General features: G+C 43.2%; 9 protein-coding genes. All 9 read right to left on the bottom strand.

Annotated features, from left to right (window positions below; genetic code table 11):
• Positions 1–3: 3 nt before the first annotated feature.
• The 9 genes from DXD78_RS07945 to DXD78_RS07905 all read right to left on the bottom strand — a co-directional run bounded on the left by DXD78_RS07945 (position 4) and on the right by DXD78_RS07905 (position 17570).
• Positions 4–1320: a glucoamylase family protein gene (locus DXD78_RS07945; RefSeq protein WP_009037668.1), complete on the bottom strand. Its 1317-nt coding sequence runs from the start codon at positions 1318–1320 to the stop codon at positions 4–6.
• 10 nt (positions 1321–1330) lie between these two features.
• Positions 1331–2971, bottom strand: coding sequence for a glucoamylase family protein (locus tag DXD78_RS07940; RefSeq protein WP_016272419.1), 1641 nt, complete (start codon positions 2969–2971; stop codon positions 1331–1333).
• A gap of 25 nt (positions 2972–2996) precedes the next feature.
• The gene (locus DXD78_RS07935) at positions 2997–3833 is read right to left on the bottom strand and encodes a LamG domain-containing protein (RefSeq protein ID WP_005834473.1); all 837 of its coding nucleotides are present in this window, start codon (positions 3831–3833) and stop codon (positions 2997–2999) included.
• A 22-nt stretch (positions 3834–3855) separates the two neighbouring features.
• Positions 3856–5376: a RagB/SusD family nutrient uptake outer membrane protein gene (locus DXD78_RS07930; RefSeq protein ID WP_009037666.1), complete on the bottom strand. Its 1521-nt coding sequence runs from the start codon at positions 5374–5376 to the stop codon at positions 3856–3858.
• Positions 5377–5395: 19 nt separating this feature from the next.
• The gene (locus DXD78_RS07925; protein ID WP_009037665.1) at positions 5396–8398 is read right to left on the bottom strand and encodes a TonB-dependent receptor; all 3003 of its coding nucleotides are present in this window, start codon (positions 8396–8398) and stop codon (positions 5396–5398) included.
• 439 nt (positions 8399–8837) lie between these two features.
• On the bottom strand, positions 8838–11129 hold the full coding sequence (gene bglX / locus DXD78_RS07920) for a beta-glucosidase BglX (protein ID WP_034529388.1): 2292 nt from the start codon (positions 11127–11129) through the stop codon (positions 8838–8840).
• Positions 11130–11296: 167 nt separating this feature from the next.
• Positions 11297–14131, bottom strand: a complete 2835-nt coding sequence (locus DXD78_RS07915) for a hypothetical protein (RefSeq protein ID WP_005834465.1) — start codon at positions 14129–14131, stop codon at positions 11297–11299.
• 120 nt (positions 14132–14251) lie between these two features.
• The gene (locus tag DXD78_RS07910; RefSeq protein WP_182423789.1) at positions 14252–15649 is read right to left on the bottom strand and encodes a DUF5723 family protein; all 1398 of its coding nucleotides are present in this window, start codon (positions 15647–15649) and stop codon (positions 14252–14254) included.
• A 154-nt stretch (positions 15650–15803) separates the two neighbouring features.
• Positions 15804–17570, bottom strand: coding sequence for a S41 family peptidase (locus DXD78_RS07905; protein ID WP_034529255.1), 1767 nt, complete (start codon positions 17568–17570; stop codon positions 15804–15806).
• Positions 17571–17581: the final 11 nt, after the last annotated feature.

The following is a 17581-nucleotide window of genomic DNA, read 5'->3' as shown; positions in this document are numbered from 1 at the left end:
AACCTAATCAGCCTTATTCAAATAAGGAGACGTAAAGCCTAATCTCTTCAATCCCTTCTGTACATCGGGATGACTCATGAAAAGCTTCCAAATTAAACCGGTGCGATAGTTCTCTATCATCACAATAATCGGTCCCTGGTCAATGGCAAGATACGAAGGCGCAAACCAATCCTCAGTCAGATTAAATGCATCTTTGAACCCATATTCACCCCAAAGACGGTCACCCAGTTCTTCATAGAAATAGCGCATGGCCTCCAAAGAATATTCCGGTGTATAAGGGATGGATGAAAGGGCCGCAGTAGGCGTAATCACGCCGCGATCATTTCCGGGGCTATGGGCCGAATAGCCTTTATCACCGTCACTGGCTGTCAATCCCCAGCATTTCTCACCGTAACCCTTATATCCCTTCGGATTGTCGATACAATAGGCACGGTTAATCAAGGTATGGGCCTTCATTTGTTCCTCGTAGTCAGCATAGCGGTCCTTCAAGCCATGCGGATCAAGCCCCATGTAAGAGTAATGAGTAAAGAACAAAGGACCGCCCTTACCGTTATCGTTTCCGAGAGGAAGCCTGATGCCATAATACTCCCGACCATTCAGAAAAGTATTCGCATTGACCCAGCCTTTATGATAAACACTCTCGGCAATCGGATAAGTAGGAGAAGACGCACCTAAAATATAAATAATGTGGCACTCGTTATGACCTTTAATCTGATGGTTCATCGCCCACCCGTTATAGGGTGACCAATGCCAATACATCACATCTTGCCCCTGAGTGAAAAAATTCCACTCTGCTTGGCGCCACAGATTATTAATCATTCCCCGGATACGGTTTTCCGTCGGATTATCCTTTATAAAATACTGATGGGCAGCCAACAAACCTTCGAACATGAAAGCGGATTCTACAATATCGGCTCCATCATCCTTACGGCTGAAAGGAATGGTCTTACCGGTTTTACCGTTCATCCAATGTGCCCACATGCCGTGATAACTGTCGGTATTCTTGTCGCTCAAGAAACGAACAATCTTCAGTATACGTTCAGCACCTTGTTCACGGGTGATAAACCCGCGTTCTATGCCGACAATGATAGCCATCACTCCGAATCCCGACCCACCAATGGTAGCTGTCTCGGCACCACCGTTACTCCGTTCATGCGCCAATCCGGATTCAGGATGGGCAAAATCCCAAAAGTAACGGAAAGTTTGCTTCTGAACGAGGGTCATAAGTTCGTCGTCAGAAAGCCGCTTCTGCTTTTTCTGTCCCGAAATCAAATTAAAAGGGTATAGCAAAAGTATCAAATATATTAATATTCTCATCATAATCATTCTTTTAGTTTAAGCACGGACTCTGAAAGCCAAGCTTCTTCAGTCCTTGTTGGATTTCCGGTATAGACATAAATAAATTCCAAAGGAGACCTGTTCTATAATTCTCTATCATACAGATTATCGGCCCTTGGTCAATGGCTATGTACTGAGTATCGTACCAATCTGCCGTCAAATTAAAGGCATCTATAAAACCATAATCTTTCCAAAGTTTGTCTCCCATCTTATAATAGAAGAAATGCAGCGCTTCCATTGACTCCTCCGGAGTATAAGGAAATGCAGACAAAGCAGCTGTTGGAGCAATGACCCCTTTATCATTAGTAGGTGAATGAGCTGAATATCCCGTATCGCCGTCACTTGCCGTCAACCCCCAACAAGAAGCGCTATAACCCGTATATCCTTTAGGATTTTCCTTACAATAATTGTAATTAATCAACGTATGATTGCGATTTTGCATCCAGTAATCGGCATATTGGTCTTCCAGTCCTTGTGGGTTAATGCCTAGAAAAGAATATTGAGATAAGAACAGCGGTCCCCCTTTATCCGAACCTAAAGGAAGAGTGATGCCATAATAAGATTTTCCATTCCTGATTCCTCCATTTTTAGCCCAGCCCGCTTCATATACAACTTTATCGATAGCATGTGTTGGAGACGAAGCAGCAAGTATATAAGTAATCAGACACTCATTCCATCCTCTTATTGCCAGGTTCTTCTCAAAACCGTAATCGGGACTCCAATGCCAATATAGTACATCTTCACCATTTTTCCGGAACCAAGTCCAGTCAATAGCTTCCCAAAGACGGGTTATGTCGGCACGCAACCTGCTTTCTACTTCCGTATTTTCCTTGAAATAGGCTCGAGCGGCAAGCAAACCTTGAAATAACAAGGATGTCTCAACCAAATCGGCACCGTTGTCTTTCTCACTGAAAGGTTTGGTTGCTCCCGTTGCGCCATTTATCCAATGTGCATAAGCACCATGATAAGCCGTACATTCCTTATCAAGAAAAGTAACTATCTTCTGCACTCGTTCAACAGCTTGCTGACGGGTAATAAAGCCCCGTTCAGCAGCTACCAGCATGGCCATCACGCCAAAGCCGGTACCACCGGTAGTAACGACATCGCCCGAAGTAGTACGTTCGCGCGCCATTCCGGAATATTCATGCCCAAAGTCCCAGAAGTACTTAAAGGTCTGCTTCTGTACCAATGTCAACAAGTCCTCATCAGGGATACGCTCAAACTTGTCTGTATCATCCATTCCAGTCTTAATCATACAAACCTTGCCATTGGAAAGCAGTGTCCCGGAAGTGGATTTCACCCCCGGATTGACAATCAATTTATACGATGACAAGACTTTAAAGCCTCCCTTAGGAGTCACCGATACTTTTTTCTCTTGCAGGAACTCATAATCGCAGCTTACAGGAAGCTCCTCATGTTTCAAAGCAATATTGTTACGGGCTGAAGCCTCATCTACAGCATCCGAGAACTCCAAAACAATGGCTACATTGGGAGCAACATTCTCAAATGTCTGTTGGTTTTGTTGGTCACCCACAATGATATTCTTCAACTCGAAAGGCTGATTCACTTCAGGTTGATTATCACCACTGCACGCAACCAACAAAAGACATACTATGAAATATAATACTTTCATCCTATCATCAGATTAAAGTGTAGCTTCATTCTTTTCCAGAGTAAATACTCTGGATTTCGGTTGCCGTCAACACCTTGTCATATAGGCGGAACTGATCAAGCTGACCGGGAAAGTTCTTTGCCCAGGTTTGTGCTCCTGCACCCGAAGTAAGACTCGGAGTAGTGCTGAACTGAAATGCACCGACAGCCAAAGAAGCGCCTACATTATTAAACTTCAATTTCCCACAATCAGGCAATTCTTTGGTAAAGACACCCTCACCATTACGATAAACAGTAATGGTAGAAGTATTACCATCATACACAAAAGCCAGATGCACCCATTCGCTACCAAAAATATCATCTATTTTTGCCTCAACCCATCTTTCATCATTCTCTTTTGCTGTCTGATTGAAGATATGAACCTTGAAAAATGCCTGAGTCTCGCTATTATTATTCTCCAAGAAGATGTCGAAGTTGCCCCAGAATTTAATAGAGTTAGGGATAGAGAACAAACCTTGCGCAGAAGTATTCTTAGTGGTTCTCATCCAGAAAGCTACAGTCAAATCACCGATAGTGGGCATGTTATTTTCCAATATAGAAGGAGTCTTGGCCAAAATGTAAGCATTCTCAGCACCTTGATAGGCCATGCCAGCGATTCCGTCTTCCGCAAACTTGGCATTACCGTTATCTGCTACCAAAAATCCCCATTCACCTTTATCCCGAATGTCCTCTTCATCAAAAGGAAGATACATCTTCAAAGGGGTAGTAGGTACTTCACCTGTACTCTCAGGGTAGTCGAAAGCAGGATGATCCATATCCTGAAAACAAGACTGCATACACAATGCAAACAGGCAAGAAGCCACAGATACTATATATTTTTTCATAAGTAGTTAGTACATTTATAGATTAATAATTGGGATTTTGAACCAATACACCATTCGACTTGTCAATTTCGTCTTGCGGAATGGGCAACAAAGCATGTCTGTCTTGATAACCGGTCTTGCCTGCCGCATGAAGTACCTCTTTAGCAATACCCCAACGAACCAAGTCGTAGAAACGGTCGAACTCCATACCTAACTCAACACGTCTTTCATGACGAATGGCCTCACGCAGTTCATTCTGGTTGTTGGTCGTCACTTCCGGTAGAATTCCGATATTATTGCCACGAGCACGAGCGCGCACCATCTCCAAATAGTTACGGGCAGAAGATAAATCACCCAATTCACAAGCAGCTTCGGAAGCCATTAATACCACATCAGCATAACGTATCAGACGAATATTTACCCAATATCCTCCCTTTGTGAATTTCAAACGCATCGCCGGGTCCGTATATGCCTTCTTGTTAAAGTATTTAGCTATAACATCAGCATTCGAAATAGGTTTCTCACCATAAGGCTTGTTAGCAGGTATGGACTCTGGATCGTCCTTGCCGTTGCGTATAAAATAAAGCAAAGTTTCGTCTTTTCTCGGATCTCCCTCTTCAAAAGCATCTGCCAATTCTTGAGTAGCGGTGTGTTGCCCCCAACCGAGATTCCACTCGCCTGCGCCACGTACACCCTGAACGGAAGCAAACTGGCTTCCTATGTCATTAGAACCTGGTTGTGATTCTGTTGCCGTACATTGCAATTCAAAAACAGATTCACTACAGTTTTCACCTTTTTCTCGGAATATGTCTTCATAAGGTGTTTTCAGATTATATAAACCGGAGTTAATCACTTCTTCAGCGGCAGCCTTCATATTCCCCCAGTCATTACGCATCATGTATGTGCGTGCATGAAGAGAACGAGCAGCTCCCCAAGTGAGACGACCTACATAAAGTTGCTCCCACGTTCTGGGCAGACTGTTTTCGGCTTCCGTAAGGTCAGAATCTATTAATTCATATATCTTTGCCACAGAAGACTTTGGAACATTTGCCTCAGCTGCATCATAAACTTTAAAGTCAATCAAAGGCACTTCACCAAAAGCGCGTACAAGGTTGAAATAACAGAAAGCACGTACAAACAAAGCTTCCCCCTTATTGACGAGGTCACCTTCTGTCAATGACGGATTTTGGCTCATCTCATCAAGCAAATCATTTACCTTATGTATCAATGAATAGTTATCATTCCAATAACTCTTAATCATCCCATTACTTGCCAAATATTCAAAGTCATCGAACATCTTGCCGGTAGCAGCTCCATCGGACAATGTACTTCCTTTCTCTGCGTCCTCAGAACGCATACCGTGGATTGCCAATGCAGTATTGCCGCTTGTCAAATGAAAACCGCGCAACTTGGCATACATATTAAAAACCTGTGTTTCATAAGTACCACCAGTCAAATCATCCTCTGTCTGTTGTCCAAGCGGTTTTCTATCAAACATATCCTCACACGAAGTTAGTGCAAAGCTTACTGCTAAAAATGCTATATAATAAAATATCTTCTTCATAGTCTGTCTCTATATAATTTTAGAAAGTCAAATTAAAACCAATCGTATAAACTGTAGGCATAGGATAGCCTCCACCATCAATACCAAACGAAATAGCACTTCCGCCCACTTCCGGAGTATATCCTCCATTACGGCTCCAGGTCTTGGGATTCTGCACATTGGTATAAAGACGCAGTGACTGTACCTTGATACGATTCAACAGTCGTTTGTCAAAGTTATACCCCAATTCGATATTACGGATTCTGAAGAAACTGCCATCTTCGATGAAATACGTGGAAGCCTCCTGATTTATTTTGTGTGAAGGGTCGAGCAAGGGCTCCCAATTGGAAGTGCCCTCTCCATGCCAACGATTCAATTGCTCTGTGCGATAATTCAGTTGTGCATAGCTACTGCTTCCCCAATTACGGTAAATTTCATTTCCATAAACACCCATCATGTCAACAGTCAGGTCCAGATTCTTCCATCCCAAATTAACATTAAAACCGTAAGTAAAATCAGGAGTTGGATTACCTATCATTGTACGGTCATTATCAGTAATTTTGCCATTACCGTCAACATCAGCAAATTTCAAGTCACCCGGTGTTACCGAGCCAACCGAGTTAATCGGAGAGAAACGGATGTCGTCTTCGTTCTGATATACACCCTCAACCTTGTAACCATAGAAATAGCCAATCGGATAACCTTCGGAAACACGTGAGGGACCACTGATAATATTATAGTCTTTGTTTACCAGTGAAAGCACCTTGTTATCAATAGTGCTCAAATTAGCACCTAATCCATATCTCCAATCTTCCCCAATCTTGTCGTTCCAAGAAGCACTAAGTTCAAAACCGCGATTGCGAATCTCACCCACATTCTGTAATCCGGGAACAGTACCTGCAATACCCGGAATGGAAGTCAACATATCTTTTGTTGTTTTGTTATAATAAACCGGAGAAAGCTGCAAACGATCATTGAACATATGCATGTCAAAACCTACTTCCCATGAATAATTACGTTCCCATCCCAAAGTAGGTGAAATCAGTTTGTTGGGGCCTTTACCCGCAATGATATTGTCACCGAACACAGCTGAACCCGAACTAACAATGGTGGCATATGCCGGATAACTGGAACCAGTATTCTGGCTACCCAACACACCCCAAGAGCCTTTCAACTTCAAGAAGTTAATTACATTCTGGTTCTGCATAAACTTCTCTTCGGTCATTACCCAACCGGCACCGAAAGAGTAAAAGTTGTCCCAAGTATTACCTGTCTTATAGAAAACAGATGAACCGTCCCTACGGAAAGAAGCATTAAGTAAATAACGATTCTTGTAGTTATACAATGCTCTGAACAAATAAGACATGGTAAATCTGTCACTCTGAGAACCGCCATTAGTTGCCGTAGATACATCGTCGATGGTAGAGAGCCACCATCTGTCCGGGTCGTCGCCCACCAAAATGCCGTAGCCCGCAAGCTGGCTGCGTCCACCACTCAAACTGGAAGACTCATTGTAATTGGTTGTAAGACCGGCAGTCAATGTCAATCCATGATTGCCAAACTGTCCGAGATAAGTCAACACATAGTCAGACTGTGCAGCAAGAGAGGTAGACTTGCTTTGGTTCACACTTTCTCTTTCAGTCAACCGTTCTTTCCCCCCCTCCACATCGGGATTATAAACATAAATCAGCGGAGAATATGAACGTCCCTGACTGGAAGCATAGTCCATAGAGAAAGTTGCTTTGAACGTAAGGTTCTTCAGAATATCTATCTCTCCGAACACATTACCTGCCACGCGATAGTTTTCAGACTTGTTGTGAGCACCGCGCAGCTCTGTTTCAATAAGAGGATTCCACACTTGTGCACGCTGGAAGTCGGGCAGCGTATGTATCAGTCCCGATTCAAGGTCATGAGTAGGAGCAATAGGAGCAGCCTTCAAAGCACCATCCACACCCTTTGCATCAGGATACTTGGCACGAACTCCATTAAGCTGGAAACCAAAACGCAGGAAATCGGTTACGCTATATTCACTGTTCAAGTTTACGGTAAACTTATTGAGCTTTTCCGTTTTAATGGAACCTTCTTCCATGACGTAACCCAAACCCAAATAAAACTTACTCTTATCCGTTGCACCCGTAATGCTCACATTGTTATTGGTCAGAAAACCTGTCTGGAATATCTCATTCTGCCAATCAGTATTACCAGTCCATTGAGTATAATCATAAGGGTCGCTTCCTTGAGATATCAACTGCTCGTTGTACAGCATCTTAAACTCTTCGGCATTCGTCACACCTACACGGTCATAAATAACCTTCCAACCCACTGAAGAGTTGATGTTGACCATCGTCTTCCCTATTTTTGCCCTTTTAGTAGTAATGATGATTACACCATTGGCACCACGCACACCGAAAATAGCCAAAGAAGAAGGGTCTTTCAAGATTTCCATAGATTCAATATCCGCAGTGTTCAGATAATTGATATTGTCCGTGAACAGTCCATCTACCACATAAAGGGGTTTGAAACCGTTAATGGAGTTCGTACCGCGAACACGGATTTCAGGGTCTTGTCCTGCACGACCCGTATTCACCACCTGTACACCGGCAACCTTACCCTGTATGGATGCCAGTGGATTGGTAGAAGGCTTAGAGGCAATCTCGTCCGCTTTCACAGTAACGATAGAACCGGTCAAGTCGCGTTTCTTGGCACTACCATAACCAACTACAACCACCTCATCAATGAGCTGGCTGTCCTCTTCCATCTTCACATTGATAGTTGAACGCCCATTTACGGCAATCTCCTGCTCACGCATACCTATATAACTAAAAATCAAGGTAGCATTAGATGCCACATCAACAATCTGATATTTACCATTTATATCAGTAATACTACCTTTACTCTCCTGCCCTTTTACACGAACAGAAGCACCGATAACAGTTTCGCCTGTCTTGTCCGTAACGACACCCGAAATCGTAATTTTGTTCTGTGCCATCGAAGTAATGGCAAACAATAACATCACACATGTAATTAGTAGATTTTTCTTCATTTTGTATTGATTTAAAATTCTTTTGCAAACATACCGGAGAAGTTGATATATGTCAAAAAACAAGCTACCACAAGAGTACCACAGTTCACCGGAGGGGTACATCATTACTACTACTGTATAACATAAACGACAGATTATAAGGAATATAAAAGTACAATAAATATTTAGGTACTATTCATATATATAGAGCAAGAAGATAGAAAAGCAAAGGGGGCTTTTATCCTATTCTGAAGTTTTTTATCCCATATTCAAGAACGTCATACCTTTCACTGCCTCAAAGCCGACCATAAGATTTCCATAACCGATTGCCATTATACGATAGATTATATACCAAGCAAATACTGCAAAACGTTTGCAGTGAAGATGTAGACAATATGCAGCAACAATGCCATCTCAACGCAGTGGCTCGAATGCTGCATATTGCCGTCTTGAGAATCAGTTAGAGTAACTTGAACGCTGCTTTCTTTACGTCCTGGCTATTTCTGCCAATCATCACCTCAAAGTCACCGGACTCGCATACAAAATCAAGATTGTAGTTGTAGAACTTCAGCAATTCGGGAGTAATCTTGAAAGATACTTTTTTAGATTCACCGGCTTTCAGGAAAATCTTCTCAAAGCCTTTCAACTCTTTCACCGGACGGGTTACACTTCCCACAAGGTCACGAATATAAAGTTGAACCACTTCTGCACCGTCTCTCTTGCCGGTATTGGTCACAGTCACGGTAGCAGTCAGTTCGCCCTTATCCGTCATGCTAGTCTTGTCCAAAGACACGTCGCTATAAGAGAATGTGGTATAGCTCAAGCCGAAACCAAAAGGATAAAGCGGTTCATTGTCTATGTCTATATAGTTGCTGCGGAATTTCTGGAACCATGCACCGTCGGCAAGAGGGCGGCCCGTGTTCTTGTGGTTGTAGAACAAAGGAATCTGTCCCACGCTCTTCGGGAAAGTCGTAGTCAGCTTCCCACTCGGATTCACATCACCAAACAGTACATCACCGATGGCAAAACCTGCCTCACTGCCCGCAAACCATACATTCAGAATGGCCGGCACGTTTGCCTGCTCCCAGTTCAGTACCAGTGGACGACCGGTAAACAGTACCAGTACCACTGGTTTTCCTGTTTTCAATAATTCTTGTAACAGCATGCGTTGGGTGTCGGTCATTTCAAGATTCGTGCGGCAACTGCTCTCTCCACTCATTTCCGAAGACTCACCGAGCGCAGCCACAATAACATCCGATTTGGCAGCCACGGCAAGAGCCTCGTCCAGCAACTCCTTGTCCGAACGATTGTCACGGTGTAAAGAACGTCCGAACATAGTGGCACGTTTCTCATATTCGGCATCACTCATCAAATTACAGCCTTTCGCAGTCAATATTTCGGCTTTATCGCCTGCTACCGCCTTCAAACCTTCAGCCAAAGAAGTTGCATTCTTCAATACAGCAGCCACACTCCAAGTACCCGGCATATTACTGCGGCTGTCTGCCAACGGACCTACCACAGCAATAGTGCCTTTTTTGGCCAGCGGAAGCACATTACCCTCGTTCTTCAACAACACCAAGCTCTCCGAAGCAATCTTACGCGCAACAGCACGATGCTCTTTGGTAAAGATTTGCTTCTTGGCACGCTTCACATCACAGTATTTATAAGGATTATCGAACAAGCCCAACTTGTACTTAGCTTCCAAAATACGGCGACAAGCCGCATTAATTGCTTCTTCTGTCACTTTTCCTTCTGTCAATGACTTCTTGAGCGTACCTACAAATGCATCGCTCACCATATCCATATCCACACCTGCATTCAGTGCCAAGGCGGCAACAGTCTGCGTATCGCCCATACCGTGGTCGGTCATCTCAGCAATTCCAGTATAGTCTGTCACCACAAAGCCGTCAAATCCCCACTGCTTACGCAGTATATCCGTCATCAACCACTTGTTTCCAGTGGCAGGAATGCCATCGACCTCATTGAAAGAGGCCATCGCACTGCCCACACCGGCATCAACCGCCGCCTGATAGGGCAACATGTATTCATTGAACATGCGCTGATGACTCATATCTACTGTATTATAGTCACGTCCTGCCTCACCGGCACCATACAAGGCAAAATGCTTTACACAAGCCATGATTTCATCATTACGGCTCATATCCTTTCCCTGATAACCACGTACCATGGCCTGCGCAATGGCTGCTCCCAGAAACGGGTCTTCACCGTTGCCCTCGGACACACGCCCCCAACGGGCATCACGGCAAATATCCACCATCGGACTGAATGTCCAGCAAATACCGTCGGCGCTGGACTCAATGGCTGCAATACGTGCCGATTCTTCAACCGCCTTCATATCCCATGTACACGACAATCCCAAAGGAATGGGAAACACCGTTTCATATCCATGAATAACATCCATACCAAATAAGAGAGGAATACCCAAACGACTTTCTTCAACCGCCTGCTTCTGTACATCGCGGATACGTTCCACGCCTTTCAGATTGAAAAGCCCGCCCACTTCACCGGCACGAATACGTTTGGCCACATTACTACTTTTAGCCTGACCGGTCGTAATCTCACCGGTAACCGGCAGATTCAACTGACCTATTTTCTCTTCCAGGGTCATCTTCTTCATTAAATCGTCGATGAAACGATTCATATCGACCGGAGATTTCTGCGCATACGCACTAACGGCAGTAAACACCAACAAGACTAAAAATGATTGTAACTTGAAAAGTAAATGCTTCATGTCTTTCATGCTTTTAATTTATAGAAATATTATTTTGCTGCAAATAAAAGAAAAGCATGCGACAACCTCCACATCTCGCACTACAACAAAAGTACACCCATCACTAAGAAACAAAAGAGGAAGTACAATATTAATACTTCCCCCATTAATATTCCACTGTAAAACAGTTATTTAAAATTTATAAGGAAATCAGTCAGACTTTCTTCCGGAAGCAGATTGAATTTCTTGCGCAACCGGTATCTTGCAGCATCAACCCCACGCGTGGAAATGTTGAGCAACTTCGCTATCTCCTTTGTCGGCATATTCAAGCGAAGCAATGCACAAAAGCGCAAATCTCCTGAAGTCAAATCTGTATATTGAAGTTTCAGATTCCGGAAGAAATTTTCATGTATACGGTCAAAATTAGCTTGAAACATTATCCAGCTCTCTTCATCAGACACTATATTATTGTTAACCAAAGCGAGAAGCTTATCCAAATTCTTACGACTATGCTGTCCGGACAACTTTTGCTTCTGTATCTCCTCTTTCAATGAATTCAAAAACTCCTGATGAGCGATATTCATCATTACCACGCTGGACAATTCTTTGCTTTTAAAACGCAAATCGGCCTCAAGCTGTTCCTTTTCCAACTCGATAATCTTCTTCTCTTGCCGTTCAAGCTCTGCCTGATGGGCTACACGTTGCTGCTCAATCACACGATCCTTCTTTTTCTTCACAAAACGATAAACAATATATTGCAGCAAGGCCAGCAGGCACAACCCTATCAGAATGTAGCTTCCCACAGCCCAATAAGACAAATACCACGGAGACAAAATCTCAAAGGGAAACTCTACCGATGCCAAAACTCTACCAGTATCATATATCTCCGCCCGAAAAACATAACTTCCATAAGGAAGACGGGCATACTTTTTCTGCAAATTGCGTCCATCGGGTATCCACTGATCAGAATACCCTTCCAACCGGTATCTTACTTTATAAGTATAATCGTTATAAACCGGATAGCACAATGTAAAACTCACTGTATTAAACTCATGTTCGACCTTGACTCCCGACTGCACGACCAATGTTTTCCGTTTATCACTGAATTCCTCAGTAACCTGCATCTCTGAAATCCATAAAGAACGCCTAGTCTGAGATTTATATAACGAGGAACTATCTGTTTCAATACGGGCAATAGCATTATTCAAGCAAAGATAGGAATGATTATTTCTCTTGTCATAAACCACGCTTCCTCGTTCTTCCACAGCCAGACCGTCAAACAAAGAATATGGAATCCGAAGTTCGATATTGAAAGTATTTATCGCACACTTCACCAAATACACAGTCCTGTCGCCCACAAACCAATAGTAATCTCCGTTCGCATGACTCACAGTCTTGATTCCCTTCAATTCCATCAATTGTTCATTCATTGTTTCATAGGGAACAATCGAATCAGTCATATCTTCGTAAGTATAGAAATATTCCCCATTAGAAAAAACTACCCGACCATTGATTTTGAACAAAGTAAAACTCCCACCTTTCACTTCTCCCAAACTCTCATACTTCCGCACATCCTTTACCTGCTTCATATCCGAATCAATCCGAAAGCGATACAAACCATTCCTTAAATGTTTCGCCCAAATATTCCCTTGATGGTCCACTTCTATATGACGAATCATGTGACTGAACCCACGTAAGGACCGAGTAAAGCAATACTCTCCCGAAGCAGTCTCCGTATATAAATTCAGAAGCGCATAAGCTCCCTCCAACAAAAAAGATTGTTCCTTCAATTCAATTTTTTCCATACACATCCCTCCTTTTACATCAGATGCCAGCTTTGATTTCAGTCCTGATATAAGGAAAGTTCCCTTGTTGTGCCCGCAGAAAATCTGTTTTCCCCATTCATCGACGAACCACGCTTGTTCTTCCAAACCCGGAACTAATTCAGTCTTTCCATCCCTAAGCCAATAAAGTCCTTGATTAGAAGCAATATAAGCTTCATTTTCCCTTACCAAAACATCATATACCATGCCTATTTTACGAAATGGAGGTTCATAATAATAGATTAAAGAATTGTTGTGTATATAGGCAATACCTTCATCCAAAGCTGTCCATATATTGTTGTCATCATCACAATACAATCTCAAAACAGTATTGTTCTGTAGTTTATTATCCGTATTGACCTTCCAAATCAGCTTTCCCTTTTTATCCAACGCATATATGCCATCGGATATTGTGCCAACAACGTAGCAACTATCTTTGGTCATCACCGCACGATTAATGGTATGCTTCTTGAATATATCATCACATTCAGTTTCCCATTTTTCTACCCTCCCATCTCGATACAGGAAACCTCCCTGATTACGGGTAAACATTAAAACCGCATCATCATAAGGGAGCCCGGCCAGGACATCACTATCTCCAAATGCCTTTCTGGGAATAAGTTCTTTCATTTCCCTACCGGCAAAGACATAAAGTCCACCGTTTATTCTTTGAGAATAAAAAGTATTTCCAACCTGGAACAAATTCAGTGGAAGGTTCTTCATTCGAATACCTTCTACCGAATTTCCATTATAAAAAAAGAGAGAACCGAATGATTGAAATACAATTTCTCCTTGAACGCAAGCAATATCCCAGATTTCGTCATTATGAAACGCAAAATCTTTCACCTTATTTTTCAATGAATGATATTCAAGAGTGTCATAAGGAGTACGGACAAAATAACCGAATTCTTCGTAAGAGCCTACATAAATTCTTCCATCTTCACTGATATATATAGCACGCACAATTCCTTTTGTCGGTAATTCATACAGCCGCCAAGCACTTCCATCAAATTCCAACAGCCCACTGTTATTACCGAAATACATCACTCCTCTTTCGTCTTGAGCAATGGCCCAATTCTGAATACCGGCATTATAATCCGACACCGAATAGTTCCTCACTATAGGAGAAAAAGGTATGGGTGAAGCTTGCAGCAAACTACTGAAAACCAAAAACAAGAGAAACGTTATTGCAATTCTCATGAGTACTGTTTATAGGTATTTACCAGCAAAGATAAAGCTTTTTGCGTTTTCGTAAAAACAAAATCGCAGATTATCCTCTTTTATAGAAAGATAACCCGCGACAACTGATAACTCACTTTATTAATTTTCAGCCGTTTTCTGTTTTCCCAAAGGAATAGACCCCCCCAAGTAAGCATTGACATTCTTCGTATTCTTGCCAAAGAACATATAGTCTGTTCCCGCAAAGAAAGGACCCAGTTTCAGTGCCAGACCGAAGGTTTTACCGGCTCCTTGAAGTACGGAATAGCTGGCAGCTACATTGAAAGCATTCGTCGGACGGATGCAGGCAGAGAAAGTCAGCTCATTCAAAGTTTTCGGTTTGGCAAAACGACCGGTATACAAGGCACCCACTACCAGCCAATCATTCAGTAAGGCATATTCAGCGCCAAGAACCATTGTAGAAGTCAATCCACGGGTACGGCTCTTCTCAGAAGCCTCCTCTGTCTTGAGCTGCAACATGTCATAGTTAAGAATCTCGCCGCTGTTCACAATATTCATGAATTCCTGCTGCGAGGCCGGATCAAGAAGATCATAAGTCTGCTCCGCATTGGCTCGCGCTATACTGGTATTCGATTTAGACCATTTGATAAAGCCCAAATCAAGAACTGAAGCAGAAAGTGTCAATTTATCCAGTAACTTGTAAGATACTCCCAAATCAATAGCCCCACCATATCCGGCAAAACCAAAACTGCCAAAATCGATTTCATCGATATAATCACCATTCTCATTCTCGGGAAGTTCTAACAGCTTTGACGAGTTCTCCAAAGTTGCATCCACTTGAATGGAAGCTTTACTCGTCACTCCTGAAGAGCCGACAGAAGGAGTTTCCACATGAATCTGGTTGATGTTCAGCTTTAAGTTACCGATACCCAGCAGCATCTTCACTTTACCGCCCACAGCCAGCCGGTCTGTGATATTCCTTGCAAAGCCAAGGCCGACTTCCGCATAGGAATTTATCTCAAGCTTCTGTCCATTAATGGTTTCGTTAATACCCAAATAGTCAGAAATATTGTCACCAAACTCCCGGCTGCTCATGTTATTCATAAACTGGAACATGGTTTTCGGTATGGCGGCACCGATATCATTACGCATCCCCACATTGACTGACCAGAAGTTCTTTCCTTTATACCATCCGGCAGACAGAATGTCGGTACTCAAATTCACATTCAAGTTATTGGTAGCATCCAGTCGGTTCATAAAGTCATTGCTCATGAAATAGTCGCTATCATCACTGTTCTCAATAATGTCCATAATATCCCTATACCCCAGGGAACTGGAGTTGACGGTAGCATTCAACGAACCTATCACGGGAATATTCAGATAACCGCGTCCCGGCATCAAGGCCGGATTGAGCTGCATACGCTGGTTACTTCCTTCCATAAAGTAGGAAGTGCGCAGGAACTGGGCTTGTCCGGAAAGAGAGAAGCAAAGCAACAATACCACAGACAGCCATACTTTCAGAGAATTCAATTGTTTCATAACCTTGTCAATATTTTCATTATCACCTGCAAAAATATAAAACAAGTTAATACCCTACAAACAACTTAACCGAATAGTCGTGTATAAAAGGCTTATACAGAGACTATCCGGTATAAATTAAGGAGCAAATAAAAGAATCCTCTTAAGAGTGTCCTTATACTATTTCATCATAAACATGTTCATTTGCTCTCGTAGCGGTACTCAGAAAAACCGGGGCTGTCTCCTTTCTTTGTTGCAGAGACATTGACGTCACTGCCGGAGCAGTCAACATTTCCTTGTATTTTTCCGGAGCAGTGAGTATCTTTACAGCCTCTTTCAAATCATCATCATCTTTCAACTGCTGGATAATGCTTCCACGCTGGAAATAATAACGCTTGATGATTTCTACCGCAATCATGCTCTTGATGTCCTTGGAGAAATGGTCAAGGTCACGGTCCAGATTATGCGACAATTTTTTCTCCAACGCTTCAAACTCTTTCGAAGCATCAGTCAGATAGCCCTCAAATTCGGCCATCTCCTTCAGGTTCTTCAGCATCTTCTCTGTCTGCTGGTCGTATTTGAAGTCCGCCTTTTTCACCATCGCCTTGAAGTCCGCATAATCGGCATCTGTAATTTCAAACTGCTCTGCTGAAGAGATGGTAGGATGTTTCAAGCAATAGTCCGTAGCATAATTGAAAATAAGATTGTCATTGACAAGATAGAACAGAATGTTGGGCAGCTTCTCCTGCTTCACCGCAATGTCCGGAGTCACGCCTCCACCATCACGCACTTCACGTCCGGCAGCCGTATGGAACACGGTAGTAAGGCTGTCCGGAATACGTCCCACACTGCCGTCTTCATTCCGGTGCTTGTAGTCGATAGCCTGCACACAACGGCCGCTGGGAATATAATATTTGGAAGTCGTCAGCTTCATGGTACCACCGTATGGCAACGGACGGGTGGTCTGCACCAATCCCTTACCGAAAGTACGGTTACCGATAATGACCGCACGGTCAAGGTCCTGCAAAGAACCCGCAAGGATTTCTGACGAAGAAGCCGTTCCGCCATTGACCAGCACAGCCAAAGGAATTTCCAAATCCAACGGTTCACGCAATGTTTTGTAGGTATTGCTGGCTTGCTTAATCTTGCCTTTTGTCGTCACAAGTGTCTTTCCGCGAGGCAGAAAGAAGTTGGCTATCTCTATAGACTCATCCAGCAAGCCGCCCCCATTGTTCCGCAAGTCAATCACCAACGAAGTCATCCCTCGCTTCTTCAAGTCCAGAAAAGCCTGCTTGAACTCCTTGGAAGGATTTCCCGAGAAGGTGCTGAGGTTGATATAACCTATATTATTATCCAGCACCGTATAATAAGGTATGAACGGTAATTGGATGGAACGGCGCACAATGTCGAAATCCAACGGCTTCTCCGTACCGGGACGTTGCACTTTCAGCTTGAAGCTGGTACCCACTTGTCCGCGAAGCATCTCGCTGACTTCCTGGTTGTTCTTTCCGGCAAGGTCTTTCCCGTCAATCTCCATCAGAATATCTCCGGCTTTCAGACCTACATTGGCAGCAGGCATATTCTCGTATGGCTCAGATATCATGGAACGTTTCAGTTTCGGGTTCCAAGTAATCACAGAACCTATACCGCCATAGGAATTCTTCAGCATCTGCTCCAGTTCGCTTTGGTCATCTTCCGGATAATACTCCGTGTAGGGGTCCAGCGAGTAGAGCATGGCATCAATACCTTCACGGATAGTCTTGTTAGGATCAATCGTATCCACGTAAAACATATCCAACTCTTTCACAATGGAATTGAATATATCCAGATTCTTTGCTATTTGAAAACTACGGCTATCACCACTCTTAAACCCCCAAAAACAAACGGCTCCCACTACAATCAGCAAGGCAACCATCCAGCGTATCTTTAAAATTCTTCTCATAATATGTCTAT

The sequence above is a fragment of the Bacteroides sp. D20 genome (assembly GCF_003436255.1).
Classification (GTDB): Bacteria; Bacteroidota; Bacteroidia; order Bacteroidales; family Bacteroidaceae; genus Bacteroides; species Bacteroides uniformis.
Note: the sequence above shows the minus strand (reverse complement) of the source record. Positions and strands in the feature narration are given on the sequence as shown.

Excerpts from the sequence above, each read along its gene's own strand:
- DXD78_RS07945 (WP_009037668.1), bottom strand. The coding sequence starts at position 1,320 with ATGATGAGAATATTAATATATTTGATACTTTTGCTATACCCTTTTAAT.
- DXD78_RS07940 (WP_016272419.1), bottom strand. The coding sequence starts at position 2,971 with ATGAAAGTATTATATTTCATAGTATGTCTTTTGTTGGTTGCGTGCAGT.
- DXD78_RS07935 (WP_005834473.1), bottom strand. The coding sequence starts at position 3,833 with ATGAAAAAATATATAGTATCTGTGGCTTCTTGCCTGTTTGCATTGTGT.
- DXD78_RS07930 (WP_009037666.1), bottom strand. The coding sequence starts at position 5,376 with ATGAAGAAGATATTTTATTATATAGCATTTTTAGCAGTAAGCTTTGCA.
- DXD78_RS07925 (WP_009037665.1), bottom strand. The coding sequence starts at position 8,398 with ATGAAGAAAAATCTACTAATTACATGTGTGATGTTATTGTTTGCCATT.
- bglX (WP_034529388.1), bottom strand. The coding sequence starts at position 11,129 with ATGAAGCATTTACTTTTCAAGTTACAATCATTTTTAGTCTTGTTGGTG.
- DXD78_RS07915 (WP_005834465.1), bottom strand. The coding sequence starts at position 14,131 with ATGAGAATTGCAATAACGTTTCTCTTGTTTTTGGTTTTCAGTAGTTTG.
- DXD78_RS07910 (WP_182423789.1), bottom strand. The coding sequence starts at position 15,649 with ATGAAACAATTGAATTCTCTGAAAGTATGGCTGTCTGTGGTATTGTTG.
- DXD78_RS07905 (WP_034529255.1), bottom strand. The coding sequence starts at position 17,570 with ATGAGAAGAATTTTAAAGATACGCTGGATGGTTGCCTTGCTGATTGTA.